This is a genomic window from Archangium sp. (assembly GCF_045802675.1).
In the GTDB taxonomy this organism is placed as follows: domain Bacteria; phylum Myxococcota; class Myxococcia; order Myxococcales; family Myxococcaceae; genus Archangium.
This window is the reverse complement of record NZ_JBJMQO010000094.1, coordinates 65,019-83,391: the sequence shown is the minus strand read 5'-3', so window position 1 is coordinate 83,391 and position 18,373 is coordinate 65,019. Positions and strand designations below refer to the sequence as shown.

The window sequence follows — 18,373 nt, the reverse complement described above, 5'->3', positions numbered from 1 at the left end:
GGGTGGGTGATGACCACCAAATCTCGCGACGGCTGCGTCTTTAAGGGGGTGCGTCGTTGGGGGCTTTCCCGAGCCGAGCACGAAGGCGGCTGCGGCCGCGCTGTCCGTGGTCCTGGTGGCCTGGTTGGGCGTGGACGCCATGTGGGGGCTCGTTGACGGCTGGGCGAGCATGGCTCAGCGGGCGCACGAGGCCACCACCTTCGAGGAGCTGCGCGACGCCGGCGAGGCCTTCGGGCGGGTAATTGGGAGGGACGCGGCCCGGGCCCTCATTCTCGCGGTGGCCACGCTCAGCGGGTGGACGCTCGGCGAGGTGTCCGCGCACGTGCGCTCGTTGCCCAGGTTCAACCAGGTGCAGGCGCAGTGGGCGGCCCAGGGGATGGAGGGCTCGGTGGCCGTGGCCATGGAGGAGGCGGCTGCGGTGGAGGTTGTGGTCGAGGAGAGCCGCGAGCTCGTGGTCCTGACCTCCCCGCAGGCGGCGGTGGCTATCACCGTCCTGGCGAAGAGCGGCAGCGGCGGAGCTGCTGGAGGGCGCTCGGACACGGTGGTCATCCAACATCGCGGGGGTAACAAACAGGTCGTGCTCAGCGACGGGGAGCGGTGGCACCTCCCTCCCGGGAAGAGCATCCACGACATTCCGGTGCGCGACGCATTGGGCGACGAGCTGCAGGCGGCGGTGAAGGAGGTTGCGGGAAGGTGGTCGTCGGCGAACCTGAGACCGGAGGAGCTAGACGCCATCGCGACCATGCGCGCTCGCGGCCTGGAGCATCGTGCGAATCTCCTTGAGCGGCAGGCACGCGGGCGGTGGGTCGAGGCCCAGATGAAGCTGCGGTTCCCGAGCCTGTCCTGGAACAGCCGCGGTGTCGACATCACGGGCCCGGCCGGACAGAGTTACCATTACGAGATCCTGTCCGGCACGGAGTCCAACTTCGCGCTGCACGGGCGGCGGATGGCGAGCACTTTCTTCCGCATGATCTTCTTCTGAGGCCCGAGTGACCCCCAACATCCACTACGAGAACCGAGAGATAGTCGGCGAGCGGATTGAGCTGACCAAGGGCCCAATCTACTGGCTTGGTCCGGACCTCACGCTGCGCGACTGCACCGTCATCATCAGCGCGGCTGGGCGCTCGCTGGTTCCTATGTCGGGTCAGCTCATCGACTGTACCATCCAGGCGAAGGGCCAGTTGAAAGCAGTGGTGTGGGCGCAGATGATGCTGAAGGGGTGCCGATTCAAGGGCCGCTTCACGGGTCACGAGTTCGGGTTCCGCGAGGGCCTGGTCGACACGAGTAGGTGGAAGCCAGGAGGGATCGAGCACTGTGACTTCTCCGAGGCCCAGCTCCATGGGGTTGGCTTCAACAATTGCGACATGAGCACCATCCGCCTGCCGCGCTGGCCATGCTTTACCTTCTTGGACCCGCTCAGGCACGCGGCGGAGCTTCGCCGGCACGCCTGGCCCGGACTAGTCGGCCGAACCACCATCGAGGTGGTGTGCGAGTCGACTAAGGAAACGGCGGCGGTGACCTGGCACGCGCCCACCATCGCGGAGAAGAAGGACACGACAGTCGAGGAGCTGCGCGCGGCGCTAGAAGGGGTGCCGGGCGTCGTGATGTAGGGCGAAGCGGCAACCATGAGCACCTGGCGCTCGCCCGGCGCGGACAACGGAGTCTCAAGGCCCGCAGGCTACTCCAGCGCTTAGAGTGCCTGGCGCCAAGCTCCCTCGAGACTCCGCCAGGCCGGCTCTGGGAGTGACAGGCGCCAGGTTGGATTCCCGCCGCCTCCAATAGAGTGGTGCCCGCAGCGTAGATGGGAGCCCACTTCGGTCGAGAGCAGGCCCCCGCGGCCCGTCACTCGTCCACATCGGCATAACCCGCTTCTCGCTGATGCCGCGGAGCGAGCACCAGGATGGTGTCCTCCGCTTTCAGGAAGCGGTAGAGCGCGATGTATCCCGTGCGACCGCGGGAGATGACCAACTCGCGCAGCCCGTGCTCGGCGGGGCGGCCGATCAGCGGGTGCCGCGCCAGGGCGGACACGGCCTCGCTGATCCGCGCGACCGCGAGCTCCGCCAGCTCGGGCTCGTGCTCGGCGAGAAAGCGGACGAGCCGCTCGAAGTCCGCCAACGCCCCCGAGGCATAGACTACCCGCGCCAAGACGTAGCCTTGAGGCGCCGGGTCCTGCCACCCCGGGCCCGAGCCGCCATGGCTTCGTGCACCTCGTCCGCGTTGAAGCCCTCGCCTGTCTCGAGCGTCTCTTTCTCCGCGGCCAGTGCCGCTTCAACGAAGCGTTGTCTGCGCTCCGCCTGGGCCACCTGCTGCTCGATGGCCTCGACCATGAAGGCGTGCGGACTCTTGCCCGCCCCTTTCGCCGCCGCCTCGACCCGGCTCTTGAGTTGCGGTGGCAGCTTGATCGACGTCGCCATGACGGTGATTCCCTGGAACAGTGGAGGTACTACCACGTTCGTACCGGCGTACCATGCGGGCAAACTCGCTCGCTCGGCCCTGGTCCTCTGGACGCAACGGGTGGAGGCCGGGCTCCGCTTTCCGCTGCCTGCCGCCTTCATGGCCTCGCACCCCGTGGCCGTCATTCCGCCCAAGGGCAGACAAGGACGTTTTCACGTCACTGGATCGCCTGTTGGCTTCCGGGCACTCGGGGCGTTGACGAGTCATCACGCAAGTGGGTGATCCGTTCAGCGGGCATGGCACTTGGGGGCCCCCCACCCCATTACAGACAGGCGGCCGTGTTACCGCCTACCTCCATGCGCGATCGCTCACCCTCCGTGTCTTTCATGTCTCCGCGCCCGAGCCCGCCCGGGGAGGTGCGGCGCGTGCTGATGACGACCCGTACCTCCGGTGGGGTGTGGTCGTACTCGCGGGAGTTGAGCCGGGCCCTGGGCGAGCGGGGCGTGGAGGTGACGTTGGCCACCCAGGGCACACCCCTCACCGCGGCGCAGTGGGCCGAGGTGCGCAGCGTGCCGGGGCTCTCCGTTGAGCAGAGCACCTGGAATGTCGAGGGGCCCGAGGCGCCTTTCGAGGAAGTGGAGGCGGCGGGGGAGTGGCTGCTGGAGCTGGAAGACCGTCTGCGGCCGGACGCGGTGCACCTCAATGGCTTCCGCCACGGCGCGCTGCCCTGGGCGCACCAGCCGCTGGTGGTGGCCCACGAGTGCGCCATCCCCCGGTGGAGGACGGAGGAGGGCGAGCCGCTGCAGGAGGACGAGCTGCGCTACTACTGGGAGGTGACGCGGGGCCTGCGCGCCGCCGGCCACGTGGTGGCGCCCACCGCCGCCATTCTCGAGGCCCTGGTGCGGCACCATGGGACGCTGCGCTCGACGAGCGTCATCTCCCACGCGCGCCACCCCGCGGACTTCCCTCCCAGCGCCCTGCGCGAGCCCTTCATCCTCGCCAGCGGCCGGCTCTGGGACGAGGCGCGCAACCTCGAGGTGCTCGAGACGGTGGCGCCCCGGCTGGACTGGCCGGTGTTCGTCGCGGGAGATCGTCTGCATCCCGACGGTGGCGAGGTGCGCACGCGCTACGTGCGCGCCCTGGGGTGGCTGTCGCGCGAGGAGCTCGCCGCGTACATGGGCCGCGCCTCCCTCTTCGTGCTGCCCGCGCGCCACGACTCCTTCGGGCCCTCGGCCCTGGAGGCGGCGCTCGCCGGGTGCGCGCTGGTGTTGGGTGACATTCCCTCGCTGCGCGAGGTGTGGGAGGACGCGGCCGTCTTCGTCCCTCCCGACGACACGGACATGCTCGCGCGGGCCCTGCGGCGGCTGGTGGCGGACCCCGTGCTGTGCAGCCGGATGTCCACCCTTGCACGGACCCGTGCACTGCACTTCTCCCCGGATCGCATGGCCGATGCCTACCTTGGTCTCTATGCCGACCTGGACCGTGTGTCCGGGGGGGCGCCGCCCGTCCAGCCCCAGCTGGCGCGGGCAACCTGACCGGCGACTGTTGTCCGGTGCGCAGTCTCAGGGGTACTGGGCGTCGAGACCGGGCTGGGGGCCGGTTGTGGGAAAGGATTCGACATGAGCAGCCACGGACTTCGGATCGCCTTCTTCGGCGCGAGCCTCGTCTCGGCCTGGTGGAACGGCGCCGCCATGTACTACCGGGGCCTCCTCAAGGCACTGCACGCGCGCGGCCACCGCATCACCTTCTACGAGCCGGCCCTGCCCGAGCGGCAGGCCCGCCGCGATCTGCCCGTGGCCCCGGACTTCGCCACGGTGGTCATGTACTCGACGGAGGGCACGGCTGGCCTGGAGCGGTGCCTGGAGGACGCGCGGGGCGCGGACGTGGTGGTGAAGGCGAGCAACGTGGGCTTGCGCGACGCGTGGCTGGACGCCCGGGTGCTGGAGCTCAAGTCCGCCACCACACAGGTGGTGTATTGGGACCTGGATGCTCCGGTGTCGCTGGAGCGCATGGCGGGCAACCCCGAGGACCCCTTCCTGGCGCTGGTGCCGCGCTACGACCGCGTCTTCACGCAGGGCGGGGGAGACCCGGTGGTGCTGGCCTACCGCGACTTCGGGGCCCGCGAGTGCATTCCGGTGTACAGCGCGGTGGACCCCGAGGTGCACCGCCCGGAGTCCGTGGACGCGCGCTTCGATTGTGACCTGGCCTTCCTGGACGACCGGTGGCCGGACCTGGAGCGGCGCATGGAGTCCTTCCTCATGCGGGCCGCGGACCTGCTCCCCGACAAGCGCTTCCTCCTGGCCGGCGAGGGCTGGGGTGAGCGGGCGCGTCCCGCCAACGTGCGGTACGTGGGCCCGGTGGCGCCGCGCGAGCACAACGCCCTGCGCACCAGCGCGCGCTCGGTACTGGACGTGAGCCGCGACGGCATGGCGCGCTTCGGCTTCTCCCCGGCCCCGCGCTTCTTCGAGGCGGCCGCCGCGGGCGCGTGTCTGATTACCGACGCTTGGGAGGGCATCGAGCTCTTCCTCGAGCCGGGGCGCGAGTGTCTGGTGGCGCAGGACGGCCTGGAGGTGGCGGAGGCGGTGTTGTGTCTCACGGACGACGGCGTGCGCCAGCTGGGCGAGGCGGCCCGGCGCCGCGTGCTGGCCGAGCACACGTACGCGCACCGGGCGCTGCAGGTGGAGCAGGCGCTGGGCTACGAGCCGGGGCCGGGCGCGCTGAAGGCCTCGGTGGGCTGAGGCTCACCCGCCGGGCGTCACCTGGAGGAAGCCGCGTCCGGCCAGCTCGCGCACGAGCGCGGGCAGGCAGTCCAGCCCGGCGCACAGGTGGGACACGCTCCGCTCGCCCGTGCTGGCGCGCAGCAGGCGCCCCCGGAGCGCGTCCATCGAGTGCTGCGCCACCCGGCCCGGCGCCACGCTCTCGAGCACCAGGGTGTACTCGCCCTCGGGCGCCTCGGGCGGCAGCCGGCCTGCGGACAGCTCCCGCAGCACGCCCAGCGGTTCCCTCCGGAAGGGCACGATGCGGCACCAGGGCGTGAGCCTCGGGTGCGCCTCGTACCAGGCCTCGCCTTCCAACGGTGGCTCGGCGGGCCCCAGGGCGCGCGCTTGCGCCACCCAATCTAGGAAGCGCACGGCCTCGCGATTCTCCTCGAAGCGCCGCGCTCCCTCCCGCTCGGGGTGCTCGGTCCAGAAGATGTCCGGGACGACCTCCAGGAAGTCGAAGTCCTCGAGGTGCTCCCGGACGAAGTCGCGCAGCGGGCCCTGGTAGGAGAGCCCGACTCCCAGTCTGGACGGGCGCGGCTCCAAGGCGTCAGAGGTCGCCGGTCAGCGAGGACTGGAAGCGCGCCTGCTGCACCGCCGGGTCCACTCGCGACACGCACGTGGGGCACTCCTCGGTGGGGAGATTCAACGGAAAGTCGAGACCACCCTCATCAACCTGGAATTCGAGGACGCGCTCGGAGAGACGGCCCACGACTGTCCGGAAGTGACGCGCCCGGGTGAATTCCGGCGCCCGCCCGGGTGTTCCGCCTAGCATCCACGTCCCGACGCCATGCCCAAGGTACCCAGGAAGAATCACGAGGGGCCTCGGAACACGGGCCCCGGAGACGAGCGGAGCGTCCTGCTGCGGCGTATCGCCGAGCTGGAGGAGCGCGAGGCCCACGCCCGGTGGATCGTCCAGAGAGTCGGGGTCTCCATCTGGGAAGAGGACTTCTCGGAGGTCGCGGAGGCGGTGCGCGAGCTGCGGCGCCAGGGCATCCGGGACGTGCGCGCCTTTTGCGCCGGGCACCCGGAGTTCGTGCGCCACGCGGCGGGGCTGGTTCGGGTGGTGGGCGTCAACGAAGCCGCGGTGCGGATGTTCCGCGCGGCCAACCCGGAGGAGCTGCTCGGCTCGCTCCAGCGTGTCTTCCTGCCGGAGACGCTGACGGTCTTCGCCGAGCAACTGGCCGCGTTGGACGAGGGCCGCCCCTTCTTCCAGGCGGAGTCGGTGGTGCGGACGTTGGACGGCCAGCGGCTCGATGTGCTCTTCACCTTCTCCTGGGATGCGGCGGCGGGGCGGGCGGACCGGGTGCTGGTGACGCTCATGGACATCAGCGAGCGCAAGGCCGCCGAGCGCGCCCTCCAGGAGAGCGAGGCGCGCTTCCGCAACATGGCGGACCACGCGCCGGTGATGATGTGGGTGACGGATGCCCGGGGCGAGTGCACGTACCTCAACCGGCAGTGGTACGACTTCACCGGCCAGACGGAGGCGCAGGGGTTGGGCTTCGGGTGGCTGGAGGCCGTGCACCCCGAGGACGCCGCGTCGGCGCGGGAGCTCTTCCTCGATGCCACCCGGAGGCGTGCGGCCCACCAGCTGGACTACCGGCTGCGGCGCGCGGACGGCGAGTACCGTTGGGCCATCGACGCGGCGTCTCCCCGCTTCGGACCGGGCGGCGAGTTCCTCGGCTACGTGGGCTCGGTCATCGACATCACCGAGCGGCGCCAGCGCGAGGAGCTGCTGCTCTTCCTGGCGGAGACGGGCACCACGCTGGCCTCCTCCCTGGACTACACGACGATGCTCTCCTCCCTGGCGCGGCTCGCCGTCCCCGCGCTGGCCGACTGGTGCGTGGTGGACCTGGTGGAGGAGGACGGCTCGATGCGCCGGGTGGAGGTGGTGGTGGCCGACCCGGCGGATGAGCCGCTGGCCGAGCAGGCCCGCCACTCTCCGGCCCGGAAGGAGGGCGACCCCGCCCATCCTTCGACGCAGGCGCTGCGCGAGGGCCGGTCGGTGCTGCTGGCGGAGGTGAGCCCCGAGGTCTTCCGGGCGCGGGCGCTCGGCGAGGAGTACGTCCGGTTCCTGCTGGCCAGCCGGCTCGTCTCGCTGATGGCGGTGCCCCTGATCGCGCGCGGGCGCACCCTGGCCGTCCTCACCTTCTTCACCACCGCGCACTCGGGGCGGCGCTACGGCCCGGTGGAGCTGGCGGCCGCGGAGGACCTGGCCCGGCGCGCGGCGCTCCTGGCGGACAACGCGCGGCTCTACCGGGACGCGCAGCGCGCGGTGCAACTGCGCGACGAGTTCCTCGCCGTGGCCAGCCACGAGCTGAAGACGCCCCTCACGCCCCTGGCGCTCAAGCTCCAGGTGCTCACGCGCGAGGTGCGGACCCTGGGCGACTCGCCGCAGGTGCAGCGCCTGCTCGGCCATCTGGAGGTGGGCCTGCGCCAGGTGAAGAAGCTGGCGGAGCTGATGAACGGGCTGCTGGACGTGGCGCGCCTGAGCGAGGGCCGGCTGCGCATCGAGCGCGAGGAGCTGGACCTGGTGGGGCTGGTGCGCGAGCTGGCCGCGCGGCTGCACTCCCAGGCGGCGCAGGCGGGCAGCCCCCTGGTGCTGGAGGCGGACGCGCCGGTGGTGGGGCAGTGGGACCGGTTGCGGCTCGAGCAGGTCGTCTCGCACCTCATCACCAACGCCATCAAGTACGGGGCGGGCCATCCCGTGTCCATCCACGTGCGGAGCACCGGGGAGCGGGCCCTGCTGGTGGTGAGGGACCAGGGCATCGGCATCGAGCCGCAGGTGCTCGCGCGCCTCTTCCGCAAGTTCGAGCGCGGCGTGTCCGAGCGGCACTACGGCGGGCTGGGGCTGGGGCTCTACGTGACGCAGCAGATTCTCCAGGCCATGGGCGGCTCGGTCACCGCGGAGAGCTCCCCCGGCCACGGCGCCACCTTCACCGTGGAGCTCCCCCCGCGCGAGTCCCCGGAGAAGTAGGGGATGGCGGTGAATACGTGTTTTTCTGTATAGTCTCTCTCACCCTCCGAGGGGGCATGGGCCCGGATGAACCGGGCCCGGGGAGACAACCATGAAGAAGCTGATCTTCGTTTCGTTGCTCGCGGTGACGACGGCGGCTGTGGCGGGCAGCAATGGCGGCCAGCAGGTGAGCGTCTGGACGGACAGTTACGGACAGCTGAACGCCAACGGCACCTTCAAGTCGGCGCGCAACAGCGCGGACTCGCAGCAGTACATCGGGTGCTCGCTCTACGCCTACGACACGGGCAGCTTCTCGGCCACCTGCTATGCGTACTCGGCCACGGGCCAGTACGCCTCCTGCTTCACCAGTGACGCCGACATGCTGAAGGTGGTGCAGACGCTCAACCCGGCGTCCTACCTGTACTTCGTGGTGAACTCCGACGGCTCGTGCGATCGCGTCATCAGCGTCAACGCCTCCTACAACCTGCCGTAGGGCCCCGCATGAGCGCACGTCAGATTCTCACCTTCGTGGCCGGAGGGCTGCTGGGCGCGGGGGGCATGTGGCTGGCGCTCGGGTCCACCCCGCCACCGGCCGCGCGGCCCCTGGCCCCGGTGGTCTCGGCGCCCGCGCGGCAACAGGCGCCCTCCACCGACGTGGAGGCCATTCGCACCGCCGTGCGCCAGGAGCTGCGTGCGGCGGAGGCCTCGCGTCCTCCCGCCGTGCCGGCGCCGCAGCCCGTCGCCGCCGCGCCCGCTCCGAAGAACGAGGAGCCGGCGCACCCCGACGAGGCCGAGGCGAAGCCGCCCAGCCCCCGCTACGGCGAGGCGCAGCGCATGGTGGAGGTCGGGCTCTCGCGGCGCACCTGGTCCTCGGAGGACCGGGGCCAGTTGCAGCTGCTGATGCCCATGCTGAGCCCCGCCGAGCGCGAGACATTGGCCAAACAGCTCATCGTCGCCGCCAACCGGGGCGAGCTGAAGGTGGACGTCGCGGGTCCCCTCTTCTGAGGCGCCTCCGGGGCGCCCCGGGCTACGGCGCGGGGCAGCCCACGGAGGAGACACGGGGGGTTGAGGATCGCCTGCTGACGCACCGCTCCAGGGCTGGCGCCAGGGGTCCGGGCGGGAGGGCGGCCCTCCGTCCGGCGGCGCGCTCACAGGCGGATACGTCCCCGCTCCGTCCCACGGAGAGCCTCACGCCCTGATGACCGAGCCCCATCAAGAAGATGGGAAGGTTGTCTTGGCGCCATCACCTGCCGGAGCGCAGCTTCTCGGGCATGGGAGGAAGTCCATGACCGGAGCAGCCCTCGCTGGACTGGGAACGGGTGCGTTCCACGCCGTCTCGGGCCCGGACCATTTGCTGAGCCTGGCGCCGCTCTCGCTGATTTTCGGCCGGAGGGCCTGGCGCGTGGGGCTGCTGTGGGGCGTGGGGCATGCGCTCGGCACGCTGCTGTGCGCGGGGGTGATGGGGATGGTGGCCGCGGCGCTGGACCTCGAGGTGCTGCGCACGTGGGGCGACCGCATCGCGGGCGGTGCGCTGCTGGTGACGGGGCTGGTGGGCCTGCGCCGCTGGCTGCTCCACCGCTCGCCGGGCGAGGGAGCCAACGCGCCGAAGCAGTCCAAGGTGACGGCCTGGGGCGTGCTCTCCATCGGCTTCATCCATGGCGTGACGGGGGCCGCGGCGGTGCTGATGCTGCTGCCGGCGGCGGTGTCCGAGTCCATGGCGTGGCAGGCGCTGTACCTCGGCGGTTTCGCCTTCGGGAGCACGCTGGCCATGTCGGCGCTGACGGCGGCCCTGTCGGCCAGCTCCAAGGCCATGCCGAAGCCCGGAGCGCTGCTGCGCCATGTGCCGGCGGTGGCCTCGTTCGGCTCGGTGATGCTCGGGGGCTGGTGGGTGCTGGCCTGAGCCAGGTGGAGTAGGTCCTGTCAGGGGGGGAGGCTCCGGGCGCGTTTTCCCGCAACTGGTCCGATGGTCGTACCAGTCGGGACGAAGCGCGACCGGAAGGGGCCTCGTTCCTTGCCGCGAGCGCACCCCTGACAGGATTTTCCCCACCTGGCTCAGGCGGAGAGGGCCCTTCTTCCGGCCCCTGTGTACGATGGGGCCATGATGGATGACCGCTCCGAAGGGCTCCTCGCCTGGCAGTGGAACCTCTACCCCGACAACCACCGCGCTCGCCGCAACCTCCTGCTGCATGGGGTGTCGGTGCCGCTGTTTCACCTGGGCAACGTGCTGCTCGTCACCGCGCCCTTCACCTCGCTCTGGATGGTGCTGCCCGGGGCCCTGTTCACCGTGGGGGCGTTGGCGCTCGAGGGCCGGGGCCACCGTCTCGAGGCGGCCTCCCCCGTACCGTTCCGAGGCCCTTTCGATGCCCTCGTGCGGCTCTTCGTCGAGCAGTGGGTGACGTTTCCCCGCTTCGTGCTGTCGGGCGGCTTCGCTCGTGCGTGGCGTGCGACGCGCGAGGCGCCGCTCACTCAGCCCTGAGTGCCCGGGTTCCGCAGCAGCTTGCGCAGGGTGGTGCCCAGCAGGGACGCCAGGTTGTCGGGCGTGAAGCGGAACCAGAAGCCCACGTAGCTGCCGTTGGTGCGGAACTCCGGATTGACGGCGGCATACGCCCGGGCGGCGGGCCGCTGGAAGTAGTCCGGCGAGAAGCGCGCCAGCGTCTCGGGCTTCATGAAGATGTTCACGAAGAAGAGCCCGCGCTCCTCGTCCACGCGGAAGTGGCTCTCCCCGGCGAGCGTGAGGAAGGCCTCGCGGAGGGCACTCAGCTCCCCGGTGCGCTGCTGGGGCTGGAAGAGCTGGTAGCGCGCGAGGGCCTCGGTGATGGACACGAAGCCGAACAGGCTGGCGATGGACAGGCGGTAGTGCCGGGCGAGCGGATGGCGCAGCTTGTCCTGGAAGTAGAACGTCAGGCCGGAGAGCAGGTGCAGGCCGCGATTGCGGAACTCGGGGAGGATTCGCAGCTTGCCCCCGAGGATGATGCGGCCCCTCGGCAGTGCGATGGGCGCCGTCTTCCAGAACTGGAAGCCGACGAGGCTCCGCGTGTCCGTGCGGCGGAAGAGGTGAACGAGCTCGTTGGAGAGGGCGTGCACGCGGAAGTGCTCCAGGTCCTCGGCCATGAGCGAGTTGGCCACCGCGTGCAGCTCGCGGATGAGCGCGTCGGACATGGCCTCGCGCCGGACGGTCTCCAGCTCGACGGCGGGCGAGTGTCGGGAGAGGCGGAGCAGGTGCTGGAGCATGGGGCGTGGGCTACGGGTGCGGAAGCTGCTGGGAGAGCTTCTCGAGGAGGCCCGAGCGCTGCAGCCACAGCATCAGCGCGAAGTTGAGCGTGTTGAAGGCGGCGTGGGCCACCATCACCGAGGGCAGGCGGCCGCGGTAGAGGAAGACGAAGCCGAAGTAGACGCCGAGCAGGGCCGTTTGAACGACGGCGAGCGTGCCCTCGTAGAAGTGCCCCATGCCGAAGAGGACGGCGGAGAGGACCACCGCGAAGGACCAGCGGCCCACGAGCACCCGCATCCGGGGGACGAGGAAGCCGCGGAAGGCGAGCTCCTCGAAGCCGGTGACGAGCACCATGGCCGCGGCGAAGACGGGCAGGCTCAGCCCCGTCCCCGCGAGCGCGGTGGCCACCTCGGTGCGCGTGGCGGCCTCCTTCGCGGTGAGCTTCAGCAGCGCGGCGATGAGGGCGAGTGGAAGGGCGGCGGCGAACTGGACGGCGTACGCGCCGAAGGTGGCGGGAATGCCGAGGAGGAGCTCGAGCCCCAGTCCCTCGCGAGCGAGCCCCAGCTGTGCGGGCCCCTGGCCGTCCCTCCAGACCATCAGCGCCACGAGGAGGCACATGCCGAGCGCGCGCAGGCACAGCCACGTCATGGAGCCGGGCTTGAAGGGCATGGCCTTGCGCGTGGGCCCGACGTGGACCGTCACCTCGCGCGTCTCGCCCTTGCGCTCGAGGGTGAAGTGGATGTCCGTGCTGGCGCCGTCCCCCGCCTCGCGCACGCGCGTCTGGAAATCCAGCTCGGGCTCCGTGGCGGACAGGGGCTGGCCATCCACCGCGAGGATGCGGTCTCCGGCCTGCAGGTGCCCGTCGGCGGGAAGTCCCGGCTCGATGCGGGTGAGCTCGACGGCCTGCCGCGCGGAGGGGCCCTCCGCGCCCAGGGTGACGTGCGTGTGCTGCACGCCGAGCCGGGGCGGCGGGGCATGCGTGCCTCCGAACCACACGGGCGCCGTCGCTCCACCGAGGGCCAGCCCGAAGAGGAGGACACAGAGCAGGGCATGACCCGGCTGGTCCGCCTGCAACAGTGCCCAGGGCCGCAGGATGAGGAGTCCCCAGGCGGCCAGGACGCAGGTGGCCACGACGAGCGGCCACGTGCCGAACGCGGAGAGGTTCCCCGGGAGGAACACGGTGACGAGCACCAGGCCCACCTCGGCCAGCGCCCGCCGGGGGGAAGGAGCGTTCTGGCTGAGCAGTTCGGCGTTCCGCACGGGGGGCGGCTCCTCGAAGGGGTTCGCGGCAAGCTACTCGCTTCGAGCCCCCGGGTGGAGGAGGTTCCGACGTCTCACTTCGTGCCGATCACCATCGAGTCGGGCCCCGCGAGGTGCTCGAGGCGGGCCTCGCGGAAGCCGACCTCCCGCATCCAGCCGATGCAGTCGGCCCCGGTGTAGTCGAAGCCGCCGCGCGTCTCGATGAGCATGTTCAGGCTCATCAGCAGCCCGAAGGCGTTGGTGCTCCGTGTGTCGTCGATGATGGCGTCGTAGACCACGAGGGAGCCGCCCCGGGGCAGCGCGAGCAGGGCCGCCGCGAGCAGGGCCTTCTTCTGCTCGAGGTCCCAGTCGTGGAGGATGTGGCCCATCACGAGCACGTCGGCCTCGGGGAGGGGGTCGCGGAAGAAGTCGCCGGCCTGGAAGCGCAGCCGTCCGCCCAGGCCGAGCGGGTGCACGTACGACTCGAAGACGGGGCCGACCGGGGCCAGGTCGAAGCCGATGCCGGTGAGGTGCTCGTGTGCCAGCGCGACCTGTGCGGCCAGGCAGCCCTGGGCCGTGCCGAGGTCGGCGAAGCTGGAGGCGCGCTCCCAGGGGAACTTCGCGGCGATGGCGCGCGCGGAGGGCAGGCTGGCGCCGCTCATGGCCTGGAGGAAGCCGCGCAGGCGGGCCGGGTCGGCGTAGAGCACGTCGAACAGGTTGCCCCCGGACCTCTCCTCGTTCTGGGGTTGGCCGGTGCGTAGCGCCTCGGTGAGCGAGCCCCAGAAACCGTACAGCCGGGCATTGGCCATCTCGAGCAGCCCGCCGACGTAGCCGGGCCGGGACCGGACGAGGAACGTACCGGTTTCGGGCGTGTTGGCGTAGCGGCCGTCCTCGTCACGCCGCAGCATGCCCAGGGCCACGAGCGCATCGAGGAAGTCGCGCCAGACGCGTGGGTGCAGCTCGAGCCTCTCGGCCAGTACCTCTCCGCCCAGGGGCCCCTGGGCCAGCACGGTGAAGAGTCCCAGCTCCGGGGCCACGTGCCACCCTGTCAGCATTATTGTCATAATATGACCGCAACTCCCGAGGGACGGGGTGCGTCAAGGAGGAGGCGGGGGGTGCTCTTCTGCTCGGTGGGGCTCGTGCGGGCGGTTCGGGTGATGGCTATAATGTGGAGAAGAGAGGTCGCGTCGAATGGGTCATCCCCCCGAGCAGAAGCAGGCCACGCACGAGCGCATCCTGGAGGCGGCGGGCCTCCTGTTCCGGCGGCAGGGGTTCGCGGGCGCCAGCGTGGAGACGGTGATGAAGGCGGCGGGGCTGACGGTGGGCGGCTTCTACGCGCACTTCGGCTCGAAGCAGGCGCTGCTCGTCGAATCGCTCTCGCGGATGCTGGCGGGCCGGCGCGCCGAGTGGCTGCGGGACCTGGACGACCTGAAGGGCCCGGAGTGGGTGAGTCACTTCGTGCGGCGCTACCTCAACCGGACGCACCGGGACGCGGAGACGCCCATGTGTCCGCTGCCCGCGGTGATGTCCGATGTGGTGCGGGGAGACGCCGGGCTGAAGGAGACGCTGGCGCGGGAGATGGACGCGACGGTGGAGGCCATGGCGGCGCACCTGCCCAGGGACGAGCGCGCCAGTGCCCGCGAGCGCGCGCTGGCCACCTATGCCCTCTGCGTCGGGGCCCTGTCCCTGGCCCGGGCCACCTCGGGCACGCCCCTGTCCGACGAGCTGCTCGCGGCGGCCCGGCGCGCCTCCGTGCTGCTGGCCGACGACTCGAAGAAGGGCTCCTAGCGGCTCCCTCGGGCTACCCGCCGCTCGCTCGCCCTCCTGTCCGCCCTCGTTCCCGCCTCGCACCTGGGGGAGGGAGTGATGACGTTTGACGGGCGGACGACCAGCCAGCGTGGACCGTCCCGGTCCCGCGAGCACAGGAGCGAGCCATGAGCATTCGCGACGACAAGAAGGACCTGAAGAAGGCCGGAGGGCCCATCCCCGCGGACACCTATGGCGCCCGGACGGAGCGGGTAGCGGACGCCGAGGACGCGGACGCGAAGAAGGCGGGCAAGCCGCTGAAGGACGAGCCGGGGCCGGACTTCCGGGTGGCCTCGGGGGGTGAGTCGGAGGAGGAGCACGCCCTCACCACGGACTCGCCGCGCTGGGGCGAAGGCGGCAACTCGCGCGAGGAGCGCGGCTACGAGCGTGAGGGCGGAGACGAGCCCCGCGTGAGCGACGCGCCGCCGGAGCGCAACATCAACCCGCGCAAGTGACGGGGACGGCCCCACCCGCGTGGGGGGCTGCCTCAGTTCGCGGCCTCGGTGGGCGCCACGAGGTGCTGGCCGTGGGCGTGCTGGCTCGCGTGGTGCGAGGAGAGGAAGCGGCGCACGAGCGCGCGGGTGAGCATGCCGCAGGTCTGGCTGCCCGGGGTGCCCTGCACGGGCAGGGCGTCCACGTCCTCCTGGTCCATCAGGTGGAGCGCGTGGGCCAGATCCGTGTCCGGGCTGAGCAGGGGCACCTTGCGCGCCAGGTCGCTGGCGACGAGCACGGGCTGCAGCAACTCGTCGCGCCAGATGTCGCGGAACTGGTCCACCTGGACGATGCCGTACAGCTTCCCGTCTCCGTCGAGCACCGGCAGCGTGCCGCTCTCGGTGGTGAGCACCTGGTCCATGAGCGGGCGCAGGTGCATGTCCGCGGGCACGGGGGACAGCTCGCGCATCAGCGCGCGCACCGGCGTGTTGGCCAGCAGCTCCGCGTCCGTCTGCGTCTTGGGCGCCTTGCGCTCGGAGAGGTAGTGGCAGAGCGCCGAGGCGATGGTGCACGTCACCATGAGCGGCAGGATGAGGGCGTGGCTCCCGCTCAGCTCGTAGAGCATCATCATCCCCGTGAGGGGGCCTCGGGTGAGCGCGGCCACGGCGCCGCCCATGCCGACGATGGCGTAGGCGCCGCTGGGCCCGGTGGCGTGGGGGAAGCAGTAGTGCACCAGCGTGCCGAAGGCCCCGCCCAGCATCGTCCCCATCACCGCCGAGGGGAAGAACGTGCCGCCCGAGCCGCCCGAGCCCAGGGTGATGGCCGTGGCCACCAGCTTCACGACGCACGCGGTGACGAGGAAGACGAAGCTCAGCTGCCCGATGGCCGCCAGGTTGAGGTATTCGTGCCCGCTGCCCCACACCGTGGGGCTCAGCATGGCGAGCAGGCCCGCGCACATCCCGCCCAGCCCCGCGCGCAGGGGCCTCGGGCGCTGGCCGAACCACGCCGACATCCGCCCCGCCACCCGTCCCGCGAAGAAGTCCTCCGAGTGGTGCAGCATCCGCACGAAGGCATAGGCGATCAGCCCGCACGAGAGGCCCAGCCCCGCGTAGCACAGCACCTCCCAGCCGCTCACCAGCTGGTAGTCGAGCCGGCTCAGCATGGGCATCACGCCCACCGTTCCCCGGCTCACCAGCGTGCCCGCCACGCTCGCGAGGATGATGGGCGAGAAGACGCGCAGCTCGAACTCGCGCAGGATGATCTCCATCGCGAACACGGCGCCACCGATGGGGGTGTTGAAGGAGGCGGCGATGCCCGCGCCCGCCCCGCACGCCAGCAGGATGGCCAGCTCGCGGCGCGAGAAGCCCAGCGTGCGGCCCACCGTCGAGGCGAAGGCGGCGCCTCCGTACACGATGGGGCCCTCGCGCCCGGCCGAGCCACCGCTGCCAATGGTGATGGCGCTCGCCACCAGCTTGAGCAGACCACGGTGGCCCGGCAGCTCCTGGTTGCTCTTCACCGCCCGCACCACCTCGGGCACGCCGTGGCCATGGGTGTCCGGGTGGTCGCGCAGCAGCCGCCCCACCGCCATGCCTCCCAGCGACGGGGCCAGCAGGTAGATCCACCACGGCAGCAGCGGGAGGATCTCCGTCATCTCGTGGGCGCCGCTGAAGGCGCGGTTGAGCGCCGTGAGCGCCACCAGCGGGTAGTAGAGCGCGAGCGCGCCCAGCACCAGCAGGGCCAGCAGCCGCAGCCGGCGCTTCACCTCGTCGCGCGGGCCTCCGGGCTCGATGACGCGCGCGAGCACCAGGGCGCCGAGGGCCAGGGGGGCGCCGAGGATGGCGTACTCGAGATGCCAGGAGGCTCGGGACAGCGCGTCCCAGGCGGACAGCAACGTGCGCGAGCCGGGGCGGCGCATCGCATCGCCCACCCACGCGAGGTTGAAGGCGAGGCCGCGCACCACCCCGATGAGGTTGGTGAAGATGCCCGCGGCCAGCCCGCTGTAGAGCCCCACCACGGCTCCCGCGATGGGCAGCACCGAGGGCCCCGGGAGCCGGATGCGGTTGAAGGCCTGCAACGACGCATGGATGAAGCGCCGCAGCGCCTCACGAAGCGAGGTGCGGGGGGGGCGCGGAGGCTCGTCCTTCATTTGAGCCCATAATAAACGCCCCCGGTGGCAAGATTTCAAGCGGATTGGAGATTCGACACCGTGGGTGCAAGCGGGGGAGGGAGCCCCGGGCCGCTTCAGGGCTTGGAGCCGAGCGCCGTGGTGGCGAGGGGTATTTACGGCGCGTGGTTCTGGGTGGGCAGCCGCGAGCGCACCAGCAGGGCGAGTCCTCCCAGCAGCAGCCACGGGCCCACGTGCGAGGCCGTCAGGTGCGCGGCGCTCCCGTCCGGGCAGTGCACGTGGAGCAGCAGCAGGCCCACCGCTCCCGCCGACAGGCCCGCGGCCACCGCCCTCGCCGGCTGGTACGCCGAGCGCCGGAGCATCACCAGCGCCGCCACCAACGGCAGCGCCGACAGCAGCATGTGCGTGCGCCAGCATCCGATGCAGCCCGCGAGGAAGCCCTTCACCGCCAGCCCCGAGCCTCCCAGCACCACCGAGAGCGCCACCACCGCCGCGCTCGTCCCCACCAGGCCCCAGGCCACGCGCCGCGTCGGCGCCAGCGCCACCACCGCCCCGCCCACCATCGTCAGCAGCACGAGCACCGCCAGCACCGCCACCACTCCCACGGGGGCCGCGTTCAGCATCAGCCCCACCCGCGAGAGCGCCAGCGCGCCCAGCGCCGTCATGGCCACGTACACGCCCACCAGCGTCACCACCTCGCGCCACCAGGGCGTCGCCTTCGGGTGTGCCGCCAGCTCCTTCAGCGCCTGGGCCTTCGCCGACTCCAGGGCGGGCACCGCCTCGGGGGCCTGCGCCGGGGCCGCCACGCCCTCCAGTGCTCCGAAGCCCTCCAGCAGCGCGCGGCACCCGGCGCACGCGGCCACGTGCGCGCCCAGCTCCGGCGGCAGCGGCTGGCCCAGTCCGTCCAGCACGCGCGTGCACTCGGGACTCATCGCGTCTCCTCCCGCAGGCCCGCCAGCAGCTCGCGCAGCCGCGCATAACCCCGGTGCGCCCGCACCTTCACCGCCGACTCCGTCAGTCCCATCGCCTCGGCGATCTCCGCGAAGCCCATCCCCTCGAAGCGGTGCAGGACGATGGGGATGCGCTGGCCCTCGGGCAGCTGCGCCAGGGCCCGCTGCACCGCATGCTCGAGTCCCGCGTCCCGGGCGGCCGGCTCCTCCGCGGGCACTCCGGTGGGCAGCTCGCCCTCGTCCGTCAGGTCCTCGGGCCGCTTGCGCCGTTGCCAGTCGCGCGCCGCGTTGGTGGCGATGGCGTACAGCCAGGGCTTCACCCGCGCGCCCGCCTGGAAGCGCCCGCGTGCCCGCACCAGGGAGAGGAAGGTCTGCTGCGACAGGTCCTCCGCCGCGGCGGGGCTGCCCGTCACCCGCGCCAGGTAGCCGTGGATCGGCCTCGCGTAGCGCTGGAAGAGGGCCTCGAAGGCCCGGGCATCGCCCTGCTGGAACCGCGTCATG

At 71.5% G+C, this 18,373-nt stretch carries 20 protein-coding genes; 11 read left to right on the top strand and 9 right to left on the bottom strand.

What is annotated here, in order from left to right; genetic code table 11:
* The first annotated feature begins 169 nt into the window (after positions 1–169).
* Positions 170–982: a hypothetical protein gene (locus ACJ8AN_RS27730; protein ID WP_407758500.1), complete on the top strand. Its 813-nt coding sequence runs from the start codon at positions 170–172 to the stop codon at positions 980–982.
* 7 nt (positions 983–989) lie between these two features.
* Positions 990–1,610: a hypothetical protein gene (locus ACJ8AN_RS27725; protein ID WP_407758499.1), complete on the top strand. Its 621-nt coding sequence runs from the start codon at positions 990–992 to the stop codon at positions 1,608–1,610.
* 232 nt (positions 1,611–1,842) lie between these two features.
* Here the strand turns inward: ACJ8AN_RS27725 and ACJ8AN_RS27720 are convergent, their stop codons facing one another.
* Both ACJ8AN_RS27720 and ACJ8AN_RS27715 read right to left on the bottom strand, forming a co-directional pair.
* Positions 1,843–2,145, bottom strand: a complete 303-nt coding sequence (locus ACJ8AN_RS27720; RefSeq protein WP_407758498.1) for a type II toxin-antitoxin system RelE/ParE family toxin — start codon at positions 2,143–2,145, stop codon at positions 1,843–1,845.
* Positions 2,133–2,414 (bottom strand): CopG family ribbon-helix-helix protein, encoded by a 282-nt coding sequence (locus tag ACJ8AN_RS27715; protein WP_407758497.1) that lies wholly within the window; start codon positions 2,412–2,414, stop codon positions 2,133–2,135. The genes ACJ8AN_RS27720 and ACJ8AN_RS27715 overlap by 13 nt, the downstream gene beginning before the upstream one ends.
* Positions 2,415–2,825: 411 nt before the next feature.
* Between ACJ8AN_RS27715 and ACJ8AN_RS27710 the strand changes: the two genes are divergently transcribed.
* On the top strand, positions 2,826–3,929 hold the full coding sequence (locus ACJ8AN_RS27710; protein WP_407758496.1) for a glycosyltransferase family 4 protein: 1,104 nt from the start codon (positions 2,826–2,828) through the stop codon (positions 3,927–3,929).
* Positions 3,930–4,013: 84 nt separating this feature from the next.
* On the top strand, positions 4,014–5,132 hold the full coding sequence (locus tag ACJ8AN_RS27705; protein WP_407758495.1) for a glycosyltransferase: 1,119 nt from the start codon (positions 4,014–4,016) through the stop codon (positions 5,130–5,132).
* Between the two features lie 3 nt (positions 5,133–5,135).
* Here ACJ8AN_RS27705 and ACJ8AN_RS27700 read toward each other — a convergent pair whose 3' ends face one another.
* Entirely contained in the window at positions 5,136–5,699 is a 564-nt protein-coding gene (locus tag ACJ8AN_RS27700) for a hypothetical protein (protein ID WP_407758494.1), read from the bottom strand.
* Between the two features lie 244 nt (positions 5,700–5,943).
* On the opposite strand from ACJ8AN_RS27700, the gene ACJ8AN_RS27695 reads away from it, so the two are divergent.
* The 5 genes from ACJ8AN_RS27695 to ACJ8AN_RS27675 all read left to right on the top strand — a co-directional run bounded on the left by ACJ8AN_RS27695 (position 5,944) and on the right by ACJ8AN_RS27675 (position 10,585).
* Positions 5,944–8,130: an ATP-binding protein gene (locus ACJ8AN_RS27695; RefSeq protein ID WP_407758493.1), complete on the top strand. Its 2,187-nt coding sequence runs from the start codon at positions 5,944–5,946 to the stop codon at positions 8,128–8,130.
* 91 nt (positions 8,131–8,221) lie between these two features.
* Positions 8,222–8,602 carry a hypothetical protein gene (locus ACJ8AN_RS27690; RefSeq protein ID WP_407758492.1) on the top strand — a complete coding sequence of 127 codons (381 nt, stop codon included), beginning with the start codon at positions 8,222–8,224 and terminating at the stop codon, positions 8,600–8,602.
* 8 nt (positions 8,603–8,610) lie between these two features.
* Positions 8,611–9,114 (top strand): hypothetical protein, encoded by a 504-nt coding sequence (locus ACJ8AN_RS27685; protein WP_407758491.1) that lies wholly within the window; start codon positions 8,611–8,613, stop codon positions 9,112–9,114.
* A gap of 280 nt (positions 9,115–9,394) precedes the next feature.
* Positions 9,395–10,009, top strand: a complete 615-nt coding sequence (locus ACJ8AN_RS27680; RefSeq protein WP_407758490.1) for a hypothetical protein — start codon at positions 9,395–9,397, stop codon at positions 10,007–10,009.
* A gap of 198 nt (positions 10,010–10,207) precedes the next feature.
* Positions 10,208–10,585, top strand: a complete 378-nt coding sequence (locus ACJ8AN_RS27675; RefSeq protein WP_407758489.1) for a terminase — start codon at positions 10,208–10,210, stop codon at positions 10,583–10,585.
* Here the strand turns inward: ACJ8AN_RS27675 and ACJ8AN_RS27670 are convergent.
* From ACJ8AN_RS27670 to ACJ8AN_RS27660, 3 genes are all read right to left on the bottom strand, one after another.
* On the bottom strand, positions 10,576–11,340 hold the full coding sequence (locus tag ACJ8AN_RS27670; RefSeq protein WP_407758488.1) for a hypothetical protein: 765 nt from the start codon (positions 11,338–11,340) through the stop codon (positions 10,576–10,578). The two genes, ACJ8AN_RS27675 and ACJ8AN_RS27670, sit on opposite strands and share 10 nt — an antisense overlap.
* Positions 11,341–11,350: 10 nt before the next feature.
* Positions 11,351–12,580, bottom strand: a complete 1,230-nt coding sequence (locus ACJ8AN_RS27665; RefSeq protein ID WP_407758487.1) for a type II CAAX prenyl endopeptidase Rce1 family protein — start codon at positions 12,578–12,580, stop codon at positions 11,351–11,353.
* A 74-nt stretch (positions 12,581–12,654) separates the two neighbouring features.
* The gene (locus ACJ8AN_RS27660) at positions 12,655–13,614 is read right to left on the bottom strand and encodes a methyltransferase (protein ID WP_407758486.1); all 960 of its coding nucleotides are present in this window, start codon (positions 13,612–13,614) and stop codon (positions 12,655–12,657) included.
* Positions 13,615–13,750: 136 nt separating this feature from the next.
* Between ACJ8AN_RS27660 and ACJ8AN_RS27655 the strand changes: the two genes are divergently transcribed.
* Together ACJ8AN_RS27655 and ACJ8AN_RS27650 are read left to right on the top strand one after the other, a co-directional pair.
* A complete protein-coding gene (locus ACJ8AN_RS27655; protein ID WP_407758485.1) occupies positions 13,751–14,347 on the top strand; it encodes a TetR/AcrR family transcriptional regulator in 597 nt (198 codons plus the stop codon).
* Between the two features lie 146 nt (positions 14,348–14,493).
* A complete protein-coding gene (locus ACJ8AN_RS27650; protein WP_407758484.1) occupies positions 14,494–14,820 on the top strand; it encodes a hypothetical protein in 327 nt (108 codons plus the stop codon).
* A gap of 32 nt (positions 14,821–14,852) precedes the next feature.
* Here ACJ8AN_RS27650 and ACJ8AN_RS27645 read toward each other — a convergent pair whose 3' ends face one another.
* The 3 genes from ACJ8AN_RS27645 to ACJ8AN_RS27635 form a co-directional block, all read right to left on the bottom strand.
* The gene (locus ACJ8AN_RS27645; protein ID WP_407758483.1) at positions 14,853–16,943 is read right to left on the bottom strand and encodes a chloride channel protein; all 2,091 of its coding nucleotides are present in this window, start codon (positions 16,941–16,943) and stop codon (positions 14,853–14,855) included.
* A 134-nt stretch (positions 16,944–17,077) separates the two neighbouring features.
* Entirely contained in the window at positions 17,078–17,854 is a 777-nt protein-coding gene (locus ACJ8AN_RS27640; RefSeq protein WP_407758482.1) for a DUF1109 domain-containing protein, read from the bottom strand.
* A complete protein-coding gene (locus tag ACJ8AN_RS27635) occupies positions 17,851–18,372 on the bottom strand; it encodes an RNA polymerase sigma factor (RefSeq protein ID WP_407758481.1) in 522 nt (173 codons plus the stop codon). Before ACJ8AN_RS27635 ends, ACJ8AN_RS27640 begins: the two co-directional genes overlap by 4 nt.
* Between the last annotated feature and the right edge of the window lies 1 nt (position 18,373).

What these genes read in the sequence shown, in the direction of transcription:
- ACJ8AN_RS27710 (WP_407758496.1), top strand. Translation starts at nt 2,826, where the DNA reads ATGACGACCCGTACCTCCGGTGGGGTGTGGTCGTACTCGCGGGAGTTG.
- ACJ8AN_RS27675 (WP_407758489.1), top strand. Translation starts at nt 10,208, where the DNA reads ATGATGGATGACCGCTCCGAAGGGCTCCTCGCCTGGCAGTGGAACCTC.
- ACJ8AN_RS27690 (WP_407758492.1), top strand. Translation starts at nt 8,222, where the DNA reads ATGAAGAAGCTGATCTTCGTTTCGTTGCTCGCGGTGACGACGGCGGCT.
- ACJ8AN_RS27660 (WP_407758486.1), bottom strand. Translation starts at nt 13,614, where the DNA reads ATGCTGACAGGGTGGCACGTGGCCCCGGAGCTGGGACTCTTCACCGTG.
- ACJ8AN_RS27670 (WP_407758488.1), bottom strand. Translation starts at nt 11,340, where the DNA reads ATGCTCCAGCACCTGCTCCGCCTCTCCCGACACTCGCCCGCCGTCGAG.
- ACJ8AN_RS27715 (WP_407758497.1), bottom strand. Translation starts at nt 2,414, where the DNA reads ATGGCGACGTCGATCAAGCTGCCACCGCAACTCAAGAGCCGGGTCGAG.
- ACJ8AN_RS27655 (WP_407758485.1), top strand. Translation starts at nt 13,751, where the DNA reads ATGGGTCATCCCCCCGAGCAGAAGCAGGCCACGCACGAGCGCATCCTG.
- ACJ8AN_RS27705 (WP_407758495.1), top strand. Translation starts at nt 4,014, where the DNA reads ATGAGCAGCCACGGACTTCGGATCGCCTTCTTCGGCGCGAGCCTCGTC.
- ACJ8AN_RS27695 (WP_407758493.1), top strand. Translation starts at nt 5,944, where the DNA reads ATGCCCAAGGTACCCAGGAAGAATCACGAGGGGCCTCGGAACACGGGC.
- ACJ8AN_RS27680 (WP_407758490.1), top strand. Translation starts at nt 9,395, where the DNA reads ATGACCGGAGCAGCCCTCGCTGGACTGGGAACGGGTGCGTTCCACGCC.
- ACJ8AN_RS27640 (WP_407758482.1), bottom strand. Translation starts at nt 17,854, where the DNA reads ATGAGTCCCGAGTGCACGCGCGTGCTGGACGGACTGGGCCAGCCGCTG.
- ACJ8AN_RS27635 (WP_407758481.1), bottom strand. Translation starts at nt 18,372, where the DNA reads ATGACGCGGTTCCAGCAGGGCGATGCCCGGGCCTTCGAGGCCCTCTTC.
- ACJ8AN_RS27650 (WP_407758484.1), top strand. Translation starts at nt 14,494, where the DNA reads ATGAGCATTCGCGACGACAAGAAGGACCTGAAGAAGGCCGGAGGGCCC.
- ACJ8AN_RS27730 (WP_407758500.1), top strand. Translation starts at nt 170, where the DNA reads ATGGCTCAGCGGGCGCACGAGGCCACCACCTTCGAGGAGCTGCGCGAC.
- ACJ8AN_RS27685 (WP_407758491.1), top strand. Translation starts at nt 8,611, where the DNA reads ATGAGCGCACGTCAGATTCTCACCTTCGTGGCCGGAGGGCTGCTGGGC.
- ACJ8AN_RS27645 (WP_407758483.1), bottom strand. Translation starts at nt 16,943, where the DNA reads ATGAAGGACGAGCCTCCGCGCCCCCCCCGCACCTCGCTTCGTGAGGCG.